At 58.0% G+C, this 14762-nt stretch carries 22 protein-coding genes; 11 read left to right on the forward strand and 11 right to left on the reverse strand.

Features of this window, described 5'->3' with window-relative positions; all coding sequences use genetic code 11:
• Positions 1–204: 204 nt before the first annotated feature.
• Both J7413_RS13360 and recR read left to right on the forward strand, forming a co-directional pair.
• On the forward strand, positions 205–549 hold the full coding sequence (locus J7413_RS13360; RefSeq protein ID WP_209098967.1) for a YbaB/EbfC family nucleoid-associated protein: 345 nt from the start codon (positions 205–207) through the stop codon (positions 547–549).
• A 76-nt stretch (positions 550–625) separates the two neighbouring features.
• Positions 626–1216, forward strand: a complete 591-nt coding sequence (gene recR / locus J7413_RS13365) for a recombination mediator RecR (protein WP_209098969.1) — start codon at positions 626–628, stop codon at positions 1214–1216.
• 90 nt (positions 1217–1306) lie between these two features.
• Here recR and J7413_RS13370 read toward each other — a convergent pair whose 3' ends face one another.
• Positions 1307–2059 (reverse strand): DUF1013 domain-containing protein, encoded by a 753-nt coding sequence (locus tag J7413_RS13370; protein ID WP_209098971.1) that lies wholly within the window; start codon positions 2057–2059, stop codon positions 1307–1309.
• Positions 2060–2211: 152 nt separating this feature from the next.
• Here J7413_RS13370 and J7413_RS13375 point away from each other — a divergent pair, with 152 nt between their 5' ends.
• Positions 2212–2850 (forward strand): ribonuclease T2, encoded by a 639-nt coding sequence (locus tag J7413_RS13375; RefSeq protein ID WP_209098973.1) that lies wholly within the window; start codon positions 2212–2214, stop codon positions 2848–2850.
• Between the two features lie 2 nt (positions 2851–2852).
• Here the strand turns inward: J7413_RS13375 and J7413_RS13380 are convergent, their stop codons facing one another.
• The 7 genes from J7413_RS13380 to J7413_RS13410 all read right to left on the reverse strand — a co-directional run bounded on the left by J7413_RS13380 (position 2853) and on the right by J7413_RS13410 (position 7097).
• Positions 2853–3236: a hypothetical protein gene (locus tag J7413_RS13380; RefSeq protein ID WP_209098975.1), complete on the reverse strand. Its 384-nt coding sequence runs from the start codon at positions 3234–3236 to the stop codon at positions 2853–2855.
• A 125-nt stretch (positions 3237–3361) separates the two neighbouring features.
• Positions 3362–3925: a F0F1 ATP synthase subunit B gene (locus J7413_RS13385; RefSeq protein WP_209098977.1), complete on the reverse strand. Its 564-nt coding sequence runs from the start codon at positions 3923–3925 to the stop codon at positions 3362–3364.
• 4 nt (positions 3926–3929) lie between these two features.
• Positions 3930–4472: a F0F1 ATP synthase subunit B' gene (locus J7413_RS13390; RefSeq protein WP_209098979.1), complete on the reverse strand. Its 543-nt coding sequence runs from the start codon at positions 4470–4472 to the stop codon at positions 3930–3932.
• Between the two features lie 86 nt (positions 4473–4558).
• Positions 4559–4783 carry a F0F1 ATP synthase subunit C gene (locus J7413_RS13395; RefSeq protein ID WP_090027589.1) on the reverse strand — a complete coding sequence of 75 codons (225 nt, stop codon included), beginning with the start codon at positions 4781–4783 and terminating at the stop codon, positions 4559–4561.
• 89 nt (positions 4784–4872) lie between these two features.
• Positions 4873–5631 carry a F0F1 ATP synthase subunit A gene (locus J7413_RS13400; protein ID WP_209064159.1) on the reverse strand — a complete coding sequence of 253 codons (759 nt, stop codon included), beginning with the start codon at positions 5629–5631 and terminating at the stop codon, positions 4873–4875.
• Between the two features lie 2 nt (positions 5632–5633).
• Positions 5634–5990, reverse strand: a complete 357-nt coding sequence (locus tag J7413_RS13405; protein ID WP_209064157.1) for an AtpZ/AtpI family protein — start codon at positions 5988–5990, stop codon at positions 5634–5636.
• Positions 5991–6209: 219 nt separating this feature from the next.
• A complete protein-coding gene (locus J7413_RS13410; protein WP_209098981.1) occupies positions 6210–7097 on the reverse strand; it encodes a LysR family transcriptional regulator in 888 nt (295 codons plus the stop codon).
• A 106-nt stretch (positions 7098–7203) separates the two neighbouring features.
• Between J7413_RS13410 and J7413_RS13415 the strand changes: the two genes are divergently transcribed.
• Together J7413_RS13415 and J7413_RS13420 are read left to right on the forward strand one after the other, a co-directional pair.
• On the forward strand, positions 7204–7434 hold the full coding sequence (locus J7413_RS13415; protein WP_209098983.1) for a hypothetical protein: 231 nt from the start codon (positions 7204–7206) through the stop codon (positions 7432–7434).
• 41 nt (positions 7435–7475) lie between these two features.
• On the forward strand, positions 7476–7823 hold the full coding sequence (locus tag J7413_RS13420; protein WP_209098984.1) for a metalloregulator ArsR/SmtB family transcription factor: 348 nt from the start codon (positions 7476–7478) through the stop codon (positions 7821–7823).
• Here the strand turns inward: J7413_RS13420 and J7413_RS13425 are convergent.
• Positions 7820–8737 (reverse strand): DMT family transporter, encoded by a 918-nt coding sequence (locus tag J7413_RS13425; RefSeq protein ID WP_209098986.1) that lies wholly within the window; start codon positions 8735–8737, stop codon positions 7820–7822. The genes J7413_RS13420 and J7413_RS13425 overlap by 4 nt on opposite strands.
• The gene (locus tag J7413_RS13430; RefSeq protein WP_209098988.1) at positions 8734–9618 is read right to left on the reverse strand and encodes a LysR family transcriptional regulator; all 885 of its coding nucleotides are present in this window, start codon (positions 9616–9618) and stop codon (positions 8734–8736) included. The genes J7413_RS13425 and J7413_RS13430 overlap by 4 nt, the downstream gene beginning before the upstream one ends.
• A 132-nt stretch (positions 9619–9750) precedes the next feature.
• Here J7413_RS13430 and J7413_RS13435 point away from each other — a divergent pair, with 132 nt between their 5' ends.
• Positions 9751–10296 carry an NAD(P)H-dependent oxidoreductase gene (locus J7413_RS13435; protein WP_209098990.1) on the forward strand — a complete coding sequence of 182 codons (546 nt, stop codon included), beginning with the start codon at positions 9751–9753 and terminating at the stop codon, positions 10294–10296.
• Between the two features lie 77 nt (positions 10297–10373).
• On the opposite strand, the gene J7413_RS13440 is transcribed toward J7413_RS13435, so the two are convergent.
• Positions 10374–10910 (reverse strand): prolyl-tRNA synthetase associated domain-containing protein, encoded by a 537-nt coding sequence (locus J7413_RS13440; protein WP_209098992.1) that lies wholly within the window; start codon positions 10908–10910, stop codon positions 10374–10376.
• Between the two features lie 274 nt (positions 10911–11184).
• Here J7413_RS13440 and ffh point away from each other — a divergent pair, with 274 nt between their 5' ends.
• Genes ffh through J7413_RS13465 form a run of 5 tightly spaced genes read left to right on the forward strand, consistent with a single transcriptional unit; the run spans position 11185 to position 14761 of the window.
• Positions 11185–12711, forward strand: coding sequence for a signal recognition particle protein (gene ffh / locus J7413_RS13445; protein WP_209098994.1), 1527 nt, complete (start codon positions 11185–11187; stop codon positions 12709–12711).
• Between the two features lie 23 nt (positions 12712–12734).
• Positions 12735–13082 (forward strand): hypothetical protein, encoded by a 348-nt coding sequence (locus J7413_RS13450; RefSeq protein ID WP_209098996.1) that lies wholly within the window; start codon positions 12735–12737, stop codon positions 13080–13082.
• Positions 13083–13098: 16 nt separating this feature from the next.
• The gene (locus tag J7413_RS13455; protein WP_209098998.1) at positions 13099–13611 is read left to right on the forward strand and encodes a GNAT family N-acetyltransferase; all 513 of its coding nucleotides are present in this window, start codon (positions 13099–13101) and stop codon (positions 13609–13611) included.
• A complete protein-coding gene (locus J7413_RS13460; RefSeq protein ID WP_209099000.1) occupies positions 13611–14156 on the forward strand; it encodes a GNAT family N-acetyltransferase in 546 nt (181 codons plus the stop codon). The genes J7413_RS13455 and J7413_RS13460 overlap by 1 nt, the downstream gene beginning before the upstream one ends.
• Positions 14156–14761 (forward strand): GNAT family N-acetyltransferase, encoded by a 606-nt coding sequence (locus J7413_RS13465; RefSeq protein WP_209099002.1) that lies wholly within the window; start codon positions 14156–14158, stop codon positions 14759–14761. Before J7413_RS13460 ends, J7413_RS13465 begins: the two co-directional genes overlap by 1 nt.
• The last annotated feature ends 1 nt before the right edge of the window (position 14762 follow it).

Here is a 14762-nt window from a genome sequence, read left to right on the forward strand (position 1 = left end):
TAGGAAATGGTCCAGTGGACCATTTCAGGTGCGAACGGTCGTAGACCAGCCGTCTTGGAAACGATCTGGAAACCCGTTTCCATCGCAAACAAGCGTCACGAAACACAACAAGCGTTCATCACGCGACTTCGACACGGCTCCCCCTTGTTCCAAGGTCTTTCCGCCCGTATCTAAGCTGCAAAGAAATCCTCTAGGAGACGACCAATGCTCAAAGGTCTAGGCAATCTCGGCGACATGGCCGGCATGATGAAAAAAGCCCAGCAAATGCAAACCAAGATGGCAGATATGCAGGAAGAGCTGCACAACATCATGGTTGTCGGCGAAAGCGGTGCTGGCCTTGTGAAAGCCACAGCCTCTGCCAAAGGTGAGCTGAAAGCGCTCGATATTGATCCCTCCATCTTCAACGGAGATGACAAAGAAGTGGTCGAAGATCTGATCCTTGCAGCTATCAAAGACGCACAGGCCAAAGCCGCTGAACGCGCACAAGACGAGCTGGGCAAAATCACCTCTGAACTCGGCCTGCCCGCCGACATGAAACTGCCTTTCTAACCGCTCAGAAACCCTTCTGTGCACCGGGCATTTTCTTGCTATAAAAGGCAAAATCGCCGCTAGAAAAGGCCCGGACATGAGCAGTCCCGAAATTGATACGCTGATCGAAATGATGGCCAAGCTGCCCGGGCTTGGCCCCCGTTCCGCCCGGCGCGCAGTCCTGCATCTGATCCGCAAACGCACCCTGCAGCTCACGCCGCTGGCCGACGCCATGCAAGCCGTCGCTGTGAGCGCTCGCGAGTGTCTCAACTGCGGCAATGTCGGCACCACTGATATCTGTGAAATCTGCACGTCTGAAAAACGCGCCACGGGTGTGCTCTGTGTTGTGGAAGACGTGTCCGATCTTTGGGCCATGGAGCGCACAAACGTCTTTGACGGGCGCTATCACGTGCTTGGTGGCACGCTCTCAGCACTCGAAGGGGTTGGACCAGAAGACCTGTCCATCCCGCGCTTGATGGATCGTGTAATCAGCGAGGGCATCACCGAAGTGATTCTGGCACTCAACGCCACTGTGGATGGTCAAACCACTGCACACTACATCGCCGACCAATTGGAAGAGCAGGTCACGCTCACCTCACTGGCGCAAGGCGTCCCCGTGGGCGGTGAACTCGACTACCTCGACGAGGGCACCATCAGCGCAGCTCTGAACGCACGCAAACCACTTTAAGATCGTGTTCAGGCGCAGCCCTACAACGCCGAGAAACAAAAAGGCCGCGCAAAAAATTGCACGGCCCTTTCTATCTGTGTCTTGCCAGACTTATCGTGGCTGTTCTTCGTCGTCGCCACCTGGCAGATTGAAGAAGCTATCCGCATCTGCGAAATCATCATCGCTGCGGGTATCTGTGTCGTCCTCGTCATCCGCCAGCGAGAAGGTCTCCAGACCCTCAATCGCAGATGGGATCTTCGGCTCCGCTTCCATCTCGAGCGACTGCTCCGTGGACACCAGCTTGCGACGCTCATCATCAGACATGATGCCACCTTCCGCCGCTTTCTTCGCCGCCGCTTTGTTCACGGCAGTGTCGAGCTCGGACTGCTTACAAAGGCCAAGCGCCACAGGGTCAATCGGCTGAATGTTGGCGATGTTCCAGTGGGTCCGCTCGCGGATCGCCTGAATGGTTGGCTTGGTTGTGCCAACGAGCTTGCCGATCTGACCGTCGGAAAGCTCCGGGTGGAACTTCACCAGCCACAGGATGGAGGCCGGGCGGTCCTGACGCTTGGACAACGGCGTGTAGCGTGGCCCACGGCGTTTCTCTTCGCCAGAAGCCGCTGCGTTGAATTTCAGCTTCAGCTTATGCAGCGGGTTGTTTTCCGCAGCATTGATCTCTTCCTGAACCAGCTGGTTGTTGGCAACCGGGTCAAACCCTTTCACGCCTGCCGCAACATCGCCATCCGCGATGCCCTGAATTTCCAACTCATGCATGCCCACAAAATCAGCAATCTGTTTGAAGCTGATCGTGGTGTTATCCACCAGCCAAACGGCGGTGGCCTTTGGGTGCAGCAGCTTGGCCATGTCTTAACTCCTTACGCTCTCTGACCCCAACCTGGATACATTTCACCTGACGCCTGACTTTTGTCAGACGGCACCGATGGTCTGGTGCGGGTTTCCGTTGTCGGGGAACTTACGCCCGATATAGTGCGGTTGTGGAAAAAAGGAAAGAGTGAATGCGTGCATTGCTTGCAGCGGCCTGTCTGGCCCTAACCGCTTTGCCCCTCTGGGCCGAAGGCGAAAAAGCCGGAGAGTTCGACTACTACGTGCTGGCCCTCAGCTGGTCCCCAAATTGGTGCGCCATGGAAGGGGACGCCAAAGGCAGCCCGCAATGTGACACATCAGAAGATCACGGCTGGATCATGCACGGCCTCTGGCCACAGTTCCATCGCGGCTGGCCCTCCTACTGCAGCTCAGCAGAGCGCAACCCGCCACGCCATCTCACCAATGCCATGGCCGACATCATGGGCACCTCAGGTCTCGCATGGTATCAATGGAAGAAACACGGCACATGCTCTGGCCTAACTGGCGAAGACTACTACACCACCGCACGGCAGGCCTATGACAGCATCACCCGGCCACAGGTCTTTCGCAAAATCGAAGAAACCGTCACCCTGCCCGCCGCCGTGGTCGAAGCGGCATTCCTGAAGGCAAACCCCAAATTAGAGGCGGATATGGTGACCATCACCTGCCGCGGCGAATTCATTCAGGAAGCCCGAATCTGCCTCAGCAAAGCGCTCGAACCCGTGCCTTGTGGGCGTGATGTGATCAAAGACTGTACGCAAACCAGCGCTCGTTTTGATCCCATCCGCTAACCTTAGCCGATGCGCATGCTGCCTTTGCGGACGTCTGCGCAGGTCTCACGTGCAAATTCCGCACTGCTGACATCAGCCTCAATCGCTTTGACCACACCCGCACGGCTGCGCATGTAAAATGGCACACTCCCCAAGGTGTGGCCCGCAGCGTTTGGGAGGCTCATATCCCCACAATAGGCCCTATCCCCATTGCTCAGCGCATAAACCGCAAAGCGTGGAAATCGTACGGCGCCGGGTGCGGCGGTCTGTTCCGCCAATTGGTTCTTCGCCCAAAACACCTCATCAGGTGCCGCGGTTGTCGGGCTTGTGGCAACCCGTGTGGTGTCTGAGCAGCCTATGATGACCAAACAAATGGCGGCTGCGAAAGGGAAGCGTACTGTAATCATGCGGGATCCGATGCAAAAGAAACCAGTGTTCCTGCAGCTTCCATCACAGCATTGCGGCGTAAGCATGGCACAACGAAAAAACCCGGCCGCAAGGGCCGGGTTTTCTAACTCAGTGCAAACTCTGCTTAGTGCAGCTTCGCGTCCACTTCAGCGATGCCTGCATCAATCAGCTTGTTGGCAGACGCAGCTGTCATCTGACCCGCGATCACGTCGCGTGCAGCGCCCACTGCGACAACCACTGCTTGGTCACGCACTTCTTTCACAGCAGCCGCTTCGGCAGAAGCAATCTGATCTTCCGCTGCCGCCAGACGGCGCGCAATGGAGTTCTGCAAATCGACTTTCGCCTGATCTGCCGCCGCCTGAGCTTCGGCTTTCGCTTGCTCTACGATACGGGCCGCTTGCTCCTGCACTTCTTTCTGCTTGCGCTCATAAGACGCCAGAACGATCTGGGCTTCCTCGCGCAGGGCGCGGGCTTCGTCCAGTTCCGATTTGATGTCCTCTGCGCGCTTGTCCAGCATGCCGCCCAGCAGGGAAGGCACTTTAAAGTAGAACAGAACCGCGATGAAAAGGATGAAGCCGAGCGTCACGATGAAGTCGGTGTTCTTCAGCGAGAAGAACGGGCCGCTTGCTGCGAGCGCAGGTGTTGCGCTCAACGCCATAAGGGCAGCAAATGTGGTCAGTTTCCGCATTATCTTACCCTTTCATCTGCGCATCAACGGCCTTGGCCACTTCCGCGTCATCTGCCGCACCGCCCAGGGCTGTCACCAGCTCAGAGGTGGTCGCGTTGGCAACGTCCTTGATGCTCTCAAGCGCACCGGCGCGGATCTCGGCAATCGCCTTCTCCGACTCAGCGGCTTTCGCTGCAATCTCTGCGTCCGCCTTTTCGGTGGCCGCGTTCAGGTCAGCCTGGATTTCCGCTTTCGCCTCGGCAACGATGCGCTGCGCTTCGGCTTTTGCGTCGGCAAGGGCTTTGTTGTAAGCCTCTTCCGCTTCCACGGCCTTCGCCTTCAGCTCTTCAGCTGCGGCGATGTCATTTGTAATGGTCCCCTGGCGCTCAGCCAGAACCGCAGCAATGCGCGGCAGCGCGATGCGCGACAGGACGAAATAGATCACAACAAGTGTGACCAGAAGCCAGAAAATCTGGTTGCCCCAGTTCGAGAAATCGAGCTGCGGCATGCCCGGTGCAGAGGCGGCCTCTGCTGCGTGGCCTGCGGCGTCAGTCGTTTTGGTCGCCATGTCGTCCTCCTGGGAACTTCCGTTGGGTTACGGGCGGGGCGCAAGCAAGTGCGCCCGCACCCGCACGTAAGGATGGTTCCGTAGGCTTAGACGGCGAACATCAGCAGCAGAGCAACCAGGAACGAGAAGATGCCCAGTGCTTCTGCGAATGCGATGCCGATGAAGAGAGTTGCAGTCTGGGAAGCAGCTGCGGATGGGTTGCGCAGAGCGCCGGCCAGGAAGTTGCCTGCGACGTTACCAACACCGATTGCGGCTGCGCCGGAACCGATTGCTGCGAGACCTGCGCCGATGTGTGCGAGTTGACCTTCCATGGGGGTATCTCCTTACGATTGGAAGTTTGAATTCAGGGTTGTTTGGTTTGAGCCTGTGTCGGGTGCGCCGTCAGGGCGCACCGCAATCCTTAGTGTGACGGATGCAACGCATCTTTCAGATACACACAGGTCAGAATGGTGAAGACGTAGGCCTGGATGAAGGCCACCAGGACCTCAAGACCGTACATCGCGGTGATCGCAACCACGGAAACCGGGCTGACAACAGCGATCGCGGCAAAGCCTGCGAACACTTTGATCACGGCGTGGCCCGCCATCACGTTACCAGCAAGACGAATGCTGTGGCTGACGGGGCGCACGAAATAGGAAATCACTTCGATGATGGCGAGGATCGGGCGCAGCGGCAGTGGCGCGCTAGAGACCCAGAACAGACCAAGGAAGCCTGCGCCGTTCTTCACAAAGCCCACGACAGTCACAGTGACAAACACCAAGAGCGCCAGAACAACGGTCACAGCGAAGTGGGAGGTGGTGGTGAAGGACATAGGGATCAGGCCGAGGAAGTTGGCCATCACGATGAACAGGAACAGCGTCATGATATATGGGAAGAATTTCACGGCGTCTTTGCCCGCAACATCCTCAACCATCTTGTAGATGAAACCGTAAGCCAGCTCACCGATGGACTGACCACGGCTTGGCACGATCGCACGGCGGCGTGTGCCAACCACCATCAGAGCCACAACAGCGACAACCGCCAGCGCCATCCAGAGGGTTGCGTTGGTGATGGTGAACAGGCCGATGTGATCGCCACCAAACAAAGGTTTGATGATGAACTGGTCCATCGGGTGGAATACCAGACCGCCTTCTTCTGCGCCGTGTGCTTCGCTTGCCACGTTCAATCCCTCTCGTCTCTCTCGGCAGCCTTGGCTGCCTTATCTAGCTTTGCGGCCTCAGCCGCTTGTTTCTCTTCGATCTCTTTGGCGCTGCGCAGCATCACATTGATGCCAGCGGCCAGACCGAACATTGTAAACAGCACCATGAAGATCGGGAGTGTCCCGAACAGGCTGTCCAGCCCGTATCCGATGCCAAAGCCGATCCCAAGACCGGCCACCATTTCAATCACCATGCGCCAGGCCTGATTGGCTGCCGAATAGTGCTCATCAGCGCGGGGTTTCGGGTCCTGGGCCTGTTTGGCCGCTGCGATCCGCTCCTCAAGACGCTGCATTTGGTCTTTGTGGTCGGTCTCGCGCACGCGCAATTTACCCCTTGCTAACGATGCGGCATTGCTACGGTGGCGGGGCCTATGAGTCAACAGAATTGGCGAAGCCTGCGACACTGTCGCAAATTACTGTTTTTAAATGATATTACCAGATGATACGGACAGCGTAGCAGCGAACATACGGTGCATCCCGTACGCATTTGAGCCAAATCCCATATTCAACCTTTTGGTTGATTTTGACTTTTGACCCTCTCAGCCTTGGGCGCTGCGAAACGGTTCGGTCTCTTTAAGCAACCACTGCTGAAAAGCGCGTACCGCCGCGCGCCGCACACCACGGCTGCCATGCACGAGGAAAAACGCGCCGTCGCGCAACCCGCGGTCATGGCATTTCACCAGCCGGCCTCGCGCCATATCGGCAGACGTCACCTCCTCAGAGCAAAGCAGCACCCCCAGCCCATTGAGCGTCGCCTCATAGGCCATTGTCTTTTGCAGACGCCAGTCTTTGTCCGGAACACCAACCGGAGCGACACCGACAGCTTCAAACCAAGCCCGCCACAGATCATCTCGCCGATCCCTGAAACGCGTCACCGTCAACAAATCCTCGGGCCCTTTAAAGGCACGCGCCACCTCAGGCGTTGCAAATGGATAGACCATGGCGTCCGACAACAGGTCGCAGGGCACGCTCAACGCACCAGAATGCGCAAATCGCACTGCGAGATCCGCCTCATAGCGCTCCACATCCGCCAAATGGTCAGAAGTCTCCAACCGAAGATCGATTTCAGGATAGGCCGCATAGAACCGCGCCAGCCGGGGCACAATAAAGCGCTCAGCAAAGAACGCCTCACAATTCACCACCACTTTTCCAACCGGCGCATCCGTCAAATCCTCGGTTGCCTCGGCGATCAGGTCCAGTGCCAGAACCACCCTCTCCAAATAGCTCTTTCCTTCAGGGGTCAGAGCCACACCACGCGGCAGATCACGAAACAACTTCACGCCCAACCGCGCCTCGAGCCCGCGCACATGTCGGCTGACTGCGGAATGCGCCACATTCAACTCGCCTGCCGCCTTGCTAAAGCTTTCATGCCGTCCCGCCGCCTCAAAGGCACGCAGGGCATTTAAAGGAGGTAGGTTTCTCGACATACCCACACTTGTGCCTTTTCGGCACATAATATGTCAAGAAACGCCAATTGTACCGCGCATACGTCTCTGAAACAGTCACAACATAGCATTTTTCAGGAGCATTCTGATGCCTTACTCAAAAACCGCGCTTCGGCGCGCATGGTTCTCCTTTGCCCTCGCCTCCCCGAAGACTTTGGCGCGCGCGCTGCGAAAAATAAGGGAGCGCCTGAAATACCTTAACCACCCAAAACCGCCGCTGTCTGACCATCTCGCACGCGACATTGGCCTCTCCCCGACGGAACGCGAGCTGCTCAAACTGCGCCTGCCGTCGCAGTATACACACCATCCTTATGGCTAAGCCTCTTTCCCAAACCGCGCTGCACCGCTACATACGGCTGTATGACACCCTCACTTGATACGGTTTTCTCCGCGCTCGCCGACCCAACACGGCGCACGATCCTGACCATGCTCTTGGAAGACGACATGGCAGTGACCGATGTGGCAGAACCATTTGAGATGTCCCTCGCCGCCATTTCCAAACACCTGATGATCCTGACCAAAGCCGGCCTGATCTCACAGGAAAAACGCGGCCGGGTGAAATGGTGCAAGCTGGAGCCAGACGCCCTGCGTGGCGCCTCTGTCTGGATGCAGGGGTTCGGTCAGTTCGAACCGATCCATCTGGATGCTTTTGAACGCTTCCTTGAGGTCGAACTCACAGATCCCCCAGCCAGTAAAGACGCGCCTTAAGTATCGCCTTCCAGCAGCATCAGCAGCGCAATACAGGTCAAACCGATCCCAACAAACACCAGACCAGTTGGCGCCCCATTGCCCAGCGCAATCTCCCAACAGATCACCCAGCTTGGCACCAGGTAGGTGTAGGCCATCACCTTAGCACTCGGCAGGTTGAGCGATGCAAACTGCACCAGCACAAAGGTCACCGCACTGGCAAACACGGCCAAATACACGATGGCGGCCCAAACCACACGGTGCAATGCGAACCAGTCTGTCGCAAGGATGTCACGCGCACCGAACACGGACAGGATCAAAAAACCCGCCACCAACGTGCCAAAAGTGAATACAATCGGCGCCTCGCCTCGGTTCAACTTGCGCACCATCGGCGTATAGAGCGCATGCAGCATGCAGCCCCAGAAGTAATAGACTTCCCCCTGCCCGATTTCAAACCGCCGAAACGCCGCCCAATCAGCTCGAAAGATCACCCAAAGCGCCCCAACTGCGCCAATCGCCAGGGCCAGCAACATCCGTCGCGTTGTGATCTGGCCCAGCAATCCCCAGCCAAACACCGCTGACATCACTGGGGTCAACGTAAAAACAGCCGCCGTGCTCACCGGATGCGCTGTCTTCAGCCCCTCAAACATCAGCACAAAATACCCGGCAAACAGACCGCCAAGGATCAGATAACGCCACGGCGCACGCCAGGCTGTACGCGGCAGCCCCTTGGTGGCGAGTGCAGCCATACCTATGACCGCCGCCGCGATCAGAAACCGCACCGCATTCAGTGCGGCCGGCTCCACTGCATTTGCACTCAGCGCCCCCAGCGAAAAAGACCCTGCCACCAATGCCGAAAACAACAGCATCGCCAGATGCCCCCGCAGAGGCAGGCCCAACTTGGGTTTGGCGGATAGCTTGACAACATCACTCATGTGCCAGACGCCCATGTCGCAGCGCGCGCTTTGAGGAACGTCAGGAAGGTCTGCACCTTCGTTGTGCGATGCAAATCCACATGGGTGATGATCCGCACAGGCGCATCCCACTCGCGACGCGCTGGCAGCACCTCCACAACATCATCAAACATATCTGCCACCCAAGTCGGCAAAAAGCCAAGTCCTGCGCCAGACTGCACCGCAGCCTCCAACGCGCGATCAGATGTGGAGCGAAACACAACGTTTTCACGCGGAACATGCGTCTTCATCCAGCGATTGAAAGGCGCCCGACTGTCCGGGTTGTCTGGCCCAACAAAGCGGTGGCTCGCCAAATCCGCCTCATTTTCCGGCACACCGAACCGATCGATGTAGGACTGTGCAGCGTAGAGCGCAGAAGGCATTTGTGCGAGGGGCTGCACCACATTGTCCGGCTGCACCTCCCCATCCCCTGCGCGAATTGCTACATGCGCCTCACCATATTCCAACCGAAACACCCGATCTCCAGTCAAAAACCGCACCAGCAGATCAGGGTGTTCTGCCTGAAAGTCCGACAGAATAGGTGACAGCAACGGCGCAAATCCCCCAAGAGAAGTGACCACCAGCTCACCCGCCACATCTGCACCGCGCCCCTTGATGCGGCCTTCCAGCTGGCCAAATTGATCATCGGTGGCTTGTGCCACGCGCATCAAATCTTCTCCAGCTTCGGTGGCGGTATAGCCGCGCGCATGGCGCTGAAACAACTTCACGCCCAGTTGGCCTTCCAATGCATCAATATGCCGGATCACAGTCGCATGATGCACCCCAAGCGCATCAGCCGCACCACTCACAGTGCCCAGCCGCGCCACTTGAAAGGCTGTGCGCACTTCATCCCAGTTCTTCATGCCACTCTCCCTGCGTTGCGCCGCCCAATGTGCATATTCAAACAATTCATGCGCAATATCTGCGATTGCGTGCACAGTCGCAATAACCAAATCTAGCAAACAAGACAGACAGCACGCAAAGAGGAACCCTCAATGACCAATACTGTATTGCACATCGACAGCTCCGCCCGCTTTTCCGACTCCCTCTCCCGTCAGGCTTCGGCAAAACTGGTTGCAGACCAAAACGCCACCAAAGTCATCCGCCGCGATCTGGCGCTGACAGATCTGCCATTCTTGGACGAAGCCTTCACCCAAGCCACTTTCACCCCGCCAGAAGCACGCACCGACACGCAAAACGCCGCGCTCGCCACATCTGATGCGCTGGTTGCAGAACTTCAGGAAGCTGACACGCTGGTGATTGGCGTCGCCATCTACAACTTCTCGATCCCCGCCAAACTCAAAGCCTGGATTGACCAAATCGCCCGCGCCGGCGTCACCTTTGCCTATACTGAAGAAGGCCCCAAAGGCTTGCTTGAAGGTAAAAAAGCCATCATCACCTTCGCCTCCGGCGGCACGGAAATCGGCTCAGATATCGACTTTGCCTCGCACTACCTGCGGTTTGTGCTCGGTTTCGTCGGCATCACCGACGTCACAATCTTGAACAAAGACGGTATCGAAGTGGCCCCAAAGGCCGCGTAAACCACAAGCAAATGGCGACACCAAACAGGGGTGTCGCCATTCTTGCAGTCGCAATTTTACAGTGGCAAAGCTCCCCCCTACCCCAGCTCCATCACCTCCGGGGTCACCTCAAGACGCTCAAAATACGTCCAAAGGTCTGCCACATCCATCGCCAGCGTACGATCATTGACCAACGGGTGCATGTAGATTCGATCTGCGTTTTTGACGTCTGCATCGATGAAGAACCGCACGCCTTTCGCAGCCCCATTGATCATCGCCAACGGCGTCACCGCGCCGGGCCGAACGCCAAGATTTTCAAGCAACCGATCTGCCGAACCAAACGACAGGTTCCCAACACCAAGCTTCGCGCCCAACGCCTTCAAATCAATCTCGCGATCCTGCTCCAGCGTCACAAGATAGTTCCGCTTTTTCTTGTCACGCAAATACAGGTTCTTGATGCGAAAAGCGCGCTCACCTTCCACCATCATGGCCGCCTCTACCGATTTTGCGTCTTCCACCGTGCGCAGAGGCACATGCGCATGCAATGTGTAAGCCAGCCCCCATGCATCCAACTTGGCCAAAAGCGCGTCGGAACTCACAGGCAGGCTATCCTGAAACTCTGATGATGCATCCATGGCTGTCTCCTTTATCCCCGCCAACTTCGTCCGTGCAGGAATGCCGCAGGAACCCCGCCAGTGAAAGCCCAAATCCGGCAACGCCTGTTGACTCAACGCCCCCACAGGCGTAAACGCGCAACAACTCCGGGAGTCCGTCAAACTTCCGGTCCCTTGGCCTATGTGCCGGGATCGCCCCCCGTCAGCGAGTTTCGCCCACGGGGGACATTGGCGTTTGGGCGGTTCGCACATATGTTCGGGCCAGATATGAAACGGTGAAAAGGAGCCGGTAGCGATGTTTGAAAATTTAAGCGAACGCCTCTCTGGTGTCTTTGATCGTCTCACCAAACAAGGCGCGCTTTCCGAGGACGACGTCAAAACCGCCCTACGCGAAGTGCGCGTGGCCCTGCTTGAAGCCGACGTCTCGCTGCCCGTCGCCCGTGACTTTGTCAAAGCGGTCCAGGAAAAAGCCACAGGTCAGGCCGTCACCAAATCTGTGACACCGGGCCAACAGGTTGTGAAAATCGTTCATGACGAGCTGAAAAACGTGCTCGCAGGCGGCGAAGGCGAAGATCTCGGCGCCCTGAAAGTGGACAACCCGCCCGCCCCGATCCTGATGGTGGGTCTGCAAGGCTCGGGTAAAACCACCACCACCGGTAAGCTTGCCAAACGCCTGACAGAAAAAGACGGCAAGCGCGTGCTGATGGCCTCGCTTGACATCTACCGCCCCGCCGCGATGCAACAGCTCGCCGTGCTTGGCACCCAGATCGGCGTGGACACGCTGCCGATTGTACAGGGCGAAAGCGCCGTGCAGATCGCCAAACGCGCCAAACAGCAGGCGACGCTCGGCGGCTATGACGTCTACATGCTCGACACCGCGGGCCGTTTGCAGATCGACGAGACCCTGATGCAAGAGGTCGAGGATGTGCGCGACGTGGTGAACCCGCGCGAAACCCTCCTCGTTGTCGACGGCCTCACCGGTCAGGTGGCTGTGGAAGTGGCCGAAGAGTTTGACGGCAAGATCGGCATCTCCGGCGTGGTCTTGACCCGTATGGATGGTGACGGCCGTGGCGGTGCCGCCCTTTCGATGCGCGCGGTCACCGGCAAGCCGATCAAATACGTCGGCCTCGGCGAAAAGATGGACGCGCTGGAAACCTTCGAGCCAGACCGGATCGCAGGCCGCATTCTGGGCATGGGGGACATTGTTGCCCTTGTTGAAAAGGCGCAGGAAACCATTGAGGCCGAACAGGCCGAACGCATGATGAAGCGCTTCCAAAAGGGCCGCTTCAACATGAACGACCTGAAGATGCAGCTCGAGCAGATGCAGAAGATGGGCGGCATGGAAGGCATGATGGGCATGCTTCCCGGCATGGGCAAAATGGCCAAACAGGTGCAGGACGCGGGCTTTGATGACCGCATGATCAAGCGCCAGATCGCCATGATCCAATCCATGACCAAAATGGAACGCGCCAACCCGCAGCTCCTTCAGGCCTCACGCAAAAAGCGGATCGCCAAAGGCTCCGGCATGGAGGTTTCTGACCTCAACAAGCTGCTCAAGATGCAGCGCCAGATGTCTGACATGATGAAAAAGATGGGCAAAATGGGCAAAGGCGGCATGCTCAAGCAAGCCATGAAAGGCATGATGGGCGGCAAAGGCGCACCAGACATGGCTGGCATGGACCCGTCGCAGATGGACCCCAAAGCGCTGGAAGCTGCGGCCAAAGCCATGGGCGGCAAAGGCGGCCTGCCCGGAGGTCTGCCGGGCCTTGGCGGCGGCATGGGTCTGCCCTCCGGTCTGTCCGGCTTTGGCAAAAAGAAATGATGCAACGATCAAGGACCCTGACCGTGAAGACTTTCCTCCCTCTCGCGCTCTTCGCAGCGCTCGCAGCTTGTGGTGACGTGATCACCGTCGATCTCGACACAGCGCCTGACGGCGCAGTGCGCGGTGACTATCGCACCGTGCTCAATGGGATCCCAACCACCGTGACCGCCCGCGCCCATGAGGCAGAGGTGACCTTCACCGAAACCGGCAGCACCATCGGCTTTGGCAAACTCTCCGCACTGGCTGATTCCGAACTGCGCCGCCAGACTGGCTGTCGCGAAGTGCTGCCGCTCGACCATGACATCCAGAAACTCCAATCTGGCGTCAGCACAAGCCTGATCTTCGAACTGAACGAGTGCCCACCGGTATAAGCCCAAATCAACTCACATGACCTTTGCGCCCACCATATCCACTCCGCGCCTGACGCTGCGCCATCACGTGCTCGATGATTTCGAGCCGATGGCCGCGCATTTCGCAACGGACTGGGCGCAGTATATGGACGGACCTGTCTCCAAAGACAAACTCTGGGCCTGGCTCGGTGCTGAAATCACAAGCTGGCAATGGCTGGGGTTTGGCAGCTGGGCCGTTGAGCTAACAGAAACCGGCGCCTTGATCGGTCAGGTCGGCATAAATAAACCACCACGCTTTCCCGAAACCGAAATCGGCTGGTGCATCTTCCCAGAAGCGCAAGGCAAAGGCTACGCTTTTGAAGCCGCCACAGCGGCACGTGACTGGGCCTTTGACACCAAAGGCCTGACCACTCTGGTCAGCTATATTGATCCGCCAAACGCGTCGTCCATTCGTTTGGCACAGCGACTTGGTGCCACAAGAGATGACGCAGCCCTGCGACCAAGCGAAGGTGATTTGGTCTATCGTCACACTCCGGAGGCCCGCCTCTGATGCGCTACGAAGTCCCTCAGCTTGAAACCGAACGCCTGATCCTGCGCGGTCATCGCGAAAGCGATATTGCGGCGGAAAAGGAATTCTTTGCCTCTGACGCCTCCCAGTTTGTCGGCGGCCCCCTGCCTCCGCACCGCGCGTGGCGCACCGTTGCCATGATGATGGGCCATTGGGCCCTGCGTGGATTTGGTTTCTGGGCGCTTGAGGAAAAAGCCACGGGCGCCTACGTCGGCCGCGCGGGCCTATGGTTCCCCGACGGCTGGCTAGAACGCGAAATCGGCTGGACCCTGATGAATACCGCGACCGGCAAAGGCTACGCAACAGAGGCCGCGCTGGCAGCGCGCAGCTACGCCTATGACGTTCTGGGATGGGACACAGCGATTTCGCAAATCGACCCGAAAAACGACGCTTCCAAAGCTGTCGCCACCCGCCTTGGCGCGCGCTTTGAAAAGCACTTTGACGATCCAGAATATGGACAGATCGAAATCTGGCGCCACCCGGCACCGGCTGATCTGGTCAACGGTGGTATGGAGGCCTACGCCTGATGTCCGTGCCAACCATCCCCGTTCTGGAAACCAAACGCCTGATCCTGCGCGGGCCGGAGCCTGAAGACTATCCAAACTTCAAGGCCACCTTCGCCTCCTACCGCTCCCGCTTCATGGGCGGGCCGCTCAATGCCTATGAAACATGGATGCTCTACGCCGCTGAAATCGGCCACTGGAACATCCGCGGCTATGGCATGTGGATGATTCACGATCGTGCGACCGACGAAACCCTTGGCATGGCCGGCGGCTGGTTCCCGGCAAAATGGCCAGAGCAGGAGCTCGCATGGATCATCTGGCCGGAGAAAGCTGGCCATGGCTATGCGCTGGAGGCCACCCATGCCGCACGGCGCTACTTTTATGATGAGCTCGGCTGGGGCGGCGCGGTCAGCTACATCGACCCAAAAAATCTCGACAGCATCCGGCTGGCCGAGCGGCTCGGGGCGGTGAAAGACAAATCTGCGGCCTCCGTAGATGGCCATGATGTGGTCTATCGCCACCCCAGCCCGGACACCCTGCGCTCTTCTCAGATTGCCGACGCGATCGAGATGGAAATCAGCCACTATGCCGATCCGATGTTCAAACCGAAAGGCCACGCCCTTGACTGAC

It is taken from the genome of Shimia sp. R10_1 (assembly GCF_017744095.1).
Taxonomy (GTDB): Bacteria; Pseudomonadota; Alphaproteobacteria; order Rhodobacterales; family Rhodobacteraceae; genus Shimia.